At 74.7% G+C, this 7,424-nt stretch carries 4 protein-coding genes; 1 reads left to right on the top strand and 3 read right to left on the bottom strand.

Features of this window, described 5'->3' with window-relative positions:
- A partial coding sequence (locus tag EAO76_RS43490) for a DUF418 domain-containing protein (RefSeq protein ID WP_222872284.1) occupies positions 1-1,173 on the top strand: 1,173 nt, incomplete at its 5' end.
- A gap of 49 nt (positions 1,174-1,222) precedes the next feature.
- Here the strand turns inward: EAO76_RS43490 and EAO76_RS43485 are convergent.
- From EAO76_RS43485 to EAO76_RS43475, 3 genes are all read right to left on the bottom strand, one after another.
- Positions 1,223-3,667: a penicillin acylase family protein gene (locus EAO76_RS43485; RefSeq protein WP_222872283.1), complete on the bottom strand. Its 2,445-nt coding sequence runs from the start codon at positions 3,665-3,667 to the stop codon at positions 1,223-1,225.
- Positions 3,668-3,851: 184 nt separating this feature from the next.
- Positions 3,852-5,660: an ABC transporter ATP-binding protein gene (locus EAO76_RS43480; protein ID WP_222872282.1), complete on the bottom strand. Its 1,809-nt coding sequence runs from the start codon at positions 5,658-5,660 to the stop codon at positions 3,852-3,854.
- Positions 5,657-7,424: thiamine pyrophosphate-binding protein (locus EAO76_RS43475; protein WP_148841708.1), on the bottom strand; the 1,768-nt coding region annotated here is incomplete at its 5' end. The genes EAO76_RS43480 and EAO76_RS43475, both read right to left, overlap by 4 nt.

Here is a 7,424-nt window from a genome sequence, read left to right as displayed (position 1 = left end):
CCCACCGAGACGTCCCCGCCCCCGCCCAGGTCGGGGCGGCGCATCGAGGTCCTGGACATCCTGCGCGGCGTCGCGATCGTCGGCACCCTCGGAACGAACATCTGGCTCTTCACCAACCCGCTGGGCCCACCGAGCCTTTTCTTCCATCTGCCCGAGGCGGACACCGCGCGCGGCGCCGTCGAGGTCGCGCTCCGCTACGTGTCGAACGGGAAGTTCCTGGCCCTGCTCACCATTCTGTTCGGCGTGGGGCTGGAGTTGCAGTACCAGTCGGCGCGACGCCGGGGAAAACCCTGGCCCGGCTGGTACTTGTGGCGCACGGCCCTGCTGTTCGTCGAGGGGGTGCTGCACTTCGTGCTCGTCTTCGAGTTCGACGCCCTCATCGGCTACGCCTTCACCTCGCTGATCGTCGTCCATCTCGTCGGGCGCAGCGATCGCTGCGTGCGCGCCTGGATGTACGCGATGGGGGCGCTGCACCTCGCCCTGGTGGCCGCCCTCACCTACGCCGTGGTCGCCACGGGCACCGGCTCCGGCAGCACGCTCGGGCGCGCGGAGATCTACGAGACGGGCGGCTACGCGGAGCAGGTGGCGCTGCGGCTGAACCGGTTCATCCTGTACCGCATCGAGGCGTTCTTCGTGATCCCGATGGGCATCGTGCTGTTCCTCCTCGGTTCCCGTCTGCTGCGCGCCGGGGTGTTCGAGAAGGACGAGCGCGGGGCGCGCCTGCGCAACCGGCTGATGGTGATCGGGCTGGGCGTCGGGGCCCCGCTGAACCTGCTCACCGCCTTCGCGGGGCCCGACTGGTTCGTGGTGGACCGGTATCTGATGCCGCCGCTGGTGGCCCTGGGGCTGCTGGGCCTGGTCACCACGCTGGCGCACCGGGCGACCGGTGAACACGGCCCGCTGCGGCGCGGGTTGACGGCCGTGGGGCGCTGCGCCCTGTCCTCCTACGTGTTCCAGAACCTGGCCGCGTCCGCGCTCTGCTACGGCTGGGGGCTGGGGCTCGCCGGGGAGCTCGATTGGGCGCGCCCGTGGTGGCCGTTACTGGCCTGGGCCGCGATCGTCGCCTCGTTCCTGGTGCTGTCGTCGCTGTGGCTGCGCAAGTACGACCGGGGGCCGGTGGAACTGGTCTGGCACTGGGCGTACCTGGCCCCGCAGCGCCTCGGCCGGTCCTGACGACGGGGCGGTGGGACCCGTGCGCGGGCACGGGTCCCACCGCCGGTGGTCAGGAGGTGGGGCGCAGTTCGACCGTGCGCAGCTGCGGGGAGGCCGCTATCTCGCTCTCGCAGAACCGGCCCTCGGTCATCCGCGACTCGGCGTACAGGCCGGTCTGGTCGGCGTAGTGGGGCGAGGTGGGGTCGCCCGACTGCGAGGGGGCCAGCAGGCGGACGGTGTCCGGGCAGTCCCCACCGGTGAACGAGACGATCTGGATGAAGCTGGGGCCGTAGTCGACCCTGCCGTAGCCCTCGGCCGGGTCCCACACGTGGTTCTGCACGTTGATCAGGCCCAGTGCGGCGGGGCCGCCGTGGGTGGGGATCTTCGTGTCGCCGCGCAGCACGTACTGGCTCTCGCCCAGCGGGGCGTCGGGGGCGATGCCGAGCCGGGCCAGCTCCGCCACGGCGTCGCCGAGGGCCGTGGCCACCGCCGGGTCGGCGGTGTTCAGGTCGCGCGGGGTGCGCACCGGGTCGGCCGGGTCGTACGGGGTGCGCCACGGCGGGGTGCCGTGCCCCTGGAGCCCGATCCAGAACCGGGTGAACAGCAGCGCCCCCCGGCTGTCCGTGCGGTACCGCCCGTCCCAGCCGGCCAGCGCCGCGCAGGCGGGCCCGGCGTCGACCTGGCCGCCCCCGGAGGTGGGCGCCTTGCCGCCGGGCAGGGCGGCGCACATCCGGGCGGTGTCGGCCGCCGCCAGCTCCGCGACGGCGCTGCGGTCGGTGAAGAGCAGGTCCTGCATGGTCTCGCGGGTGAAGCCCTTCCCGGGCAGTCCGTCGGTGCCCGCGATCCGCTCCTCCAGGGCGGTGAGGGTCATCCGGGTGCGCATGGTGCGTTCCGTGCCGATGCTGCCGGCGATGCGCGGGTAACCGGTCAGCGGTTGGCGCGGGTTGGTCAGCCAGGCGCTGTCGTTGGAGTTCGACACGTAGTCGGTGCGGCGCAGCACGGGCAGGGCCGACGGGCCCAGCAGTCCCGGGACCACCGCGTCGGAGCTGCTGCCCCAGGCGCATGCGGTCCGGGCGCCGTCCAGGACGGCCAGTCCGGTGCCGGCGTAGATGGCCGAACCGAGCGGGGTGTTGCAGCGGTTGGCCAGGGCGTCGGTGATGTGCGGGACCGCGTGGACGCCCGAGAACAGGGTGCGGCCCGCCTTGTCCGCGGCCACCGTGTTGACCCAGGGCATGCCCTGGGTGCGCACGAGGGCGTTCTGCACGTCGTCGGTGCTCTGCGCGGTGTTCAGGTCGAACCAGGTGTTCAGGCCGCGGAGGTTGCCCTCGTTGGCGTCCCGCAGCGCGTACGCGGTGTCCGCGGTCCAGCCGGTGGGCAGCCCGAACGCCTTGCCCACCACCGGGCCGTACCGGGTGGACCACAGGGTCCGCCGCGCGTCCCGGACGGTGCCGTCGGCCTCGCGCACCGGGACGGTGACCTCGCGCCGGGTCATCCGCTCGGGCACCCCGTCGACCAGGTGGCTCGTCGGGTCGCCCGGGACCGGCTTCAGCTCGTACAGGCTCAGCGGGACGGCGGAGGAGACGGTGTGGCTCCAGGCGACGCCCCGGGTGTGGCCGGAGCGGATCAGGGGCACGCCCAGCGGGGCCGCGCCGGACACGTTCATCCGGCCCGGCACCGTCAGCTGGGCCTCCATCAGCCGCTGGGCACCGGTCCACGGGAAGTGCGGGTTGTTCAGCAGCAGCCCCCGGCCGTTGCCGGTCTGCTCGGACCCCACCGCGAACGCGTTGCTGCCCATGCCGCCCGTGTCGTCCAGCGCCGCGGTCACGGCCGCCACCGCGGCGGCCGGGTCCTCCGGCGCCGTGCTCCGCTTCCGCGCGGTGCGGGCGCCGGCCGCCGGGGGCTGCGCGGAGACGATCGAGTCGATCACCCGCCCGGCGCCGCCGGAGGCGCCGAGCGCGTGGAACTGGCGGTACACGTCGATCTCCGCGATCGGCCGCAGCCAGTCGGCGCCCCGGCAGGCGGGGTCGGTGATGTTGCCGGGGCCGGTCTCGGCCAGGTAGCGGTTGTAGCCGGCGACGTAGCCGCGCACCAGTTCCCGGACCTCGGCCCGGGGGCCGTTCGGGGCCGGCCGGGCCAGGGCGTCCTCCACCACCCGGGAGTCGTTGACCTGCTGGTGGTAGAGGTCGCTGTTCAGGTTGGAGCTCGCGGGGCCGTAGGCGTTGAGCGGTCCGTCGGGGCCCCGGTACAGCGAGCGCCGGGCGCTCACCGTGAGGTAGGTGTCCGCGAGCAGGCAGATGTTGTCCTTCGCGGAGGCGTAACCGAGGCCGAGGCCGAGCCCGGCGAAGTCGTCCGCCTTGATGTGCGGGACCCCGTACTCGGTGTACCTGATCGTCGCCGCCGGCCCGCCCGGGCGGTCGTCCGCCGAGGCGGGCGGTGTGATCCCCGTCGCGAGCGCCCAGGCGGTCGCCAGGGCCGCGGTACGGGCCAGTCGGCGCCGCCGCGTGTTCCGTGCCATTGTTCTGTTTCCCCCATTTCGTACGGACCGTGCCCGCCCCGCGAGGTGCTGCGGGGCGGGCACGGTCCCGTGCGTGTTTCCTGTGGTGCCGGGCCGGGTCCTCCTCCCGGTGCCGTCCGGCGGACGGCGGGGCGGGGGACGCGGCCCGTGCCGTGCTTCCGCACGGTCCGCACGCGCCGTGTCCTCACACGGCACGTGCGCCGGTGGTGGTCATGGGGCCCGGCGGGGCCGGGCCGGTGCCGCCGCCGAGACCCTGGTGGTCGGCGAGCGTGCGGTAGAGCGGGCTGTCGCGCAGCAGCGAGGCGTGGGTGCCGGTCGCCGTCACCGTCCCGCCGTCGAGCACGACGATCTGGTCGCACTCCACGAGGGGCGCCAGGCGGTGGGCGACCATGATCGTGGTGCGGTCGGTCCGGCGGGTGCGCAGCAGTCGCTGGAGCCGCGACTCGGTCTCCGCGTCGAGGCTGGACGTCGGCTCGTCGAGCAGCAGCAGTTCGTGGTCGTGGAGCAGGGCACGTGCCCAGGCCAGGCGCTGGCGCTGCCCCCCGGACAGCACCACGCCCGCGTCGCCGAGGTCGCGGTCCAGGCCGTCCGGGTGGTCGAGCAGCCCGCCCAGTTCGACGTCCTTCAGCACGGCGCACAGGTCGTCGTCGGTGGCGTCCGGCGCCCCCAGCCGCAGGTTCTCGCGCAGCGAGCCGGCGAACACCGGGGCGTCCTGCTCGACCATGGACAGGCGCGCGCGCAGCGCCTCGTGCGACAGGTCCCGGATGTCCCGCCCGTCGATCCGGATGGTGCCGGCGTCGTGGTCGTAGAAGCGCGCCAGCAGTGCCAGGACGGTGGACTTGCCGCCGCCGGACGGGCCGACGAGGGCGGTGCAGGAGCCCCGGGGCACGGAGAAGTCGACCCCGTCCAGGACGGTCGGGCCGTCCTGGTAGCGGAAGCCGACGCCCTCGAACCGGACGAACCGCCGCGGGTCCGGTGCGCACGGCGCCACGGCGGGCAGCCGCCCCGCGGCCTCCCGTTCCGTGGGAATGCCCAGCACCTCGGTCGCGCGGTCGACCGCGGCCAGGCCGACCTGGACCGTGGTGATCGCCCGGGACGCCTGGTTGAGCGGGAGGACGACACTGAAGAGGTAGAGCAGGAAGGCGACCAGGTCGCCGAGGGCCATGCTCCCGGCGGAGACCCGGTAGCCGCCGACGAGCAGGACCATGAAGATCGCGATCTGGATCGCGGTGGTGACGGCCGGCTGCACGACGGCCTCGCGCCGCGACAGCCGCAGCCCCGTCCCGTAGGCGTCCTCGGCCCGGCGCGCGACCCGGTCGTACTCCCGGTCCGTGGCGTCGAACACGCGGATGGTGCGGACCCCCTGGAGCGCGCGCTCGAACTCGGCGGTCATCCGCCCGACGTGTTCCTGCGCCGTCCGGCTGATCCCGCGCAGCGACGCCATCAGGGCCCACAGGACGACGGCCGCGAACGCCACCGAGGTCAGGGTGATGGCCAGCAGCAGCGGGTCGAGCAGCGCGAGGACGACGACCGAGCCGATGCCGAGCAGGACGGCGGAGACGATGTCGAAGACGCCGTTGCTGATCACCGAGCGCAGCAGCGAGGTGTCGGCGCTCAGCCGGGAGATCAGGTCACCGCTCCGGCGCCGGTCGTACTCGGCGATCGGCAGCCGCAGCAGCCGCCGCACGAGGGCCAGCCGGGTGTCCACGACGACGCCCTCGGCGAGCCGTTTGAGCAGGTAGACCTGGGCGCCGGTGAGCAGCGCCTCGCCGACCGTGACCGCGGCGAGCAGGAGCACCGGGGCGAGCAGGGCCCGCTGCTGCCCGGCGCCGGAGACGATGTCCCGCACGATCAGCGGCTGGATCAGCGGGACCACGGGGGCGAGCAGGGAGGCGACGCAGCCGAGGACGACCAGGTGCCGGCGCCCGTTCTCGCGGTCCCAGGCCAGCCGCCACAGGGCCCGCAGCCCCGTGCCGGACCTCGCCCTCCTCACCGGTCCTCTCCCGGGCCGGTGCCGTCGCGGTCGGGGGCGGCCTCCTCCCGCAGGGCGGCGTGCAGTTCCGCGTCGGACGCGGCGCCGGCGACCGGTGGCCAGTCGTCCGTCGCGCACAGCACCCGCACCACCGCGACCCGGCCCTCCCCGGCCTCCGCCATGGCCGCCCCGAGTGCCCCGGCCATGCCGTCCGGGCCGGACACCAGCCAGGTGGCGACGCCGTCCCCGAGGTCGTGCCGGACCGGTTCGCCGGCCGTGAACAGGTGCGCCGGCCCGCCGAGGTTCTCCAGCATGCGCTGCAGCCAGCCGTAGCCGCCGTTGTCCAGGACGACGTACGTCACGCCGACCCGTTCCCGTACCAGGGTGGGCAGTTCGACGCGGAAGAAGTCGAACGCGCCGTCGCCGACGATCGCGACGACCGGCGCGCCCGGTGCCGCCAGCTTGGCCCCGGCGGCCGCGGCGGCCCCGTAGCCCAGGGTGGTCTGCTCGGACGGCACGACGCAGCGGGTCCCGTCGGGCAGCGCGAACACCGGGTACAGGTACGACCAGATGTCCATCAGCCCGTTCTCGTGCACGACCACGCCGCGCGGCGGGAGGGCGCGGGCGATCTCCCGGACGGCGGACTTCACCCGCATCCGGTCGGCGGGCAGTTCCGGGTGGGCGGGCAGCTCGGCCCAGGCCCGCAGCCGGCGGCGGGCCAGGGTGATCCTGGCGGTCCAGTCCTCGTCGACCGCCCGGCCGGCCAGGTCTGCGGCCCAGCGCCCGGCGGTGTCCGCCGCCTCGCCCAGGACCAGGGGACCGGTCCAGTCGTAGGAGAACTCCCCGGCCGCGACATTGACCTGACATACCATCACGTCACGGGGCAGGCCCTCGACGGCGGTCTCCTCCAGCCGGGACCCCAGGGTCACCACGAGGTCGCAGTCGGCGAGCAGCTCCCGCACCGGCGGCAGCGCGTACAGGCCGGCGAGTCCGCAGTACAGCGGGTGGGACTCGGACACGGTGCCGCGTCCGCTGGCGGTCACCAGCAGGGCCGCGCCGAGCGCCTCGGCGAGCCGTTCGGCCGCCCCGCGGGCCGCCCCGCGCATTCCGCCGCCGGCCACGACCACGGGCCGCCGTGCCGTGAGGGTCTCGGCAGGGAGCTCCGGCGCCGCGTACCGGGCCGGGGCCGGCGCACCGGCGTCCAGCAGGGCCTCGGGGACGGTGACCGGCTGCTCCAGGAACCCGTCGGGGATCTCCAGGAAGACCGGGCCCCGGGGCGCCTCGGCAACCAGTGCCGTCGCTCTGCGCAGCGCGGGCAGCAGCCGGTCGGGGTGGGTGACCCGGGCGGCCCACTTGGTCACCGGGGAGGCGAGCGCGAGCTGCGGCGCGTCCTGGAAGGCGCGGGCGCCGTCGGACTCCAGCGCGGTGCCGCCGGCCAGCAGCAGCACCGGGCCGCAGCCGGTCGACGCCTCCAGCAGACCTCCGACGGCCTGGGCGACGGCGGGCCCCTTGCCCACCACGCACACACCGGTGCGGCCGGACGTCAGGGCGTACCCGGACGCCATGTGCACCGCCGTGCGCTGGTCCCGGCACCACACCAGGCGGATGCCCGCGTTCCCGAAGGCCGCCACGGCGAGCACGTCGTCGCCGGGCAGGCCGAACACGGTGTCCACGCCCTGGCGGGCCAGGAAGCCGGCCACCAGGTCCCAGGGGCCCTGGAAGGTCCTGACCCCGGAGGTCGGGGCCTCCGGGGTCAGGGCCTCGGGGGACGGGACTGCGGAAATC

Source organism: Streptomyces sp. sk2.1 (assembly GCF_008120935.1).
GTDB lineage: Bacteria > Actinomycetota > Actinomycetes > Streptomycetales > Streptomycetaceae > Streptomyces.
The sequence above is the reverse complement of the archived record's forward strand: the minus strand, read 5'-3'. Positions and strand labels throughout refer to the sequence as shown.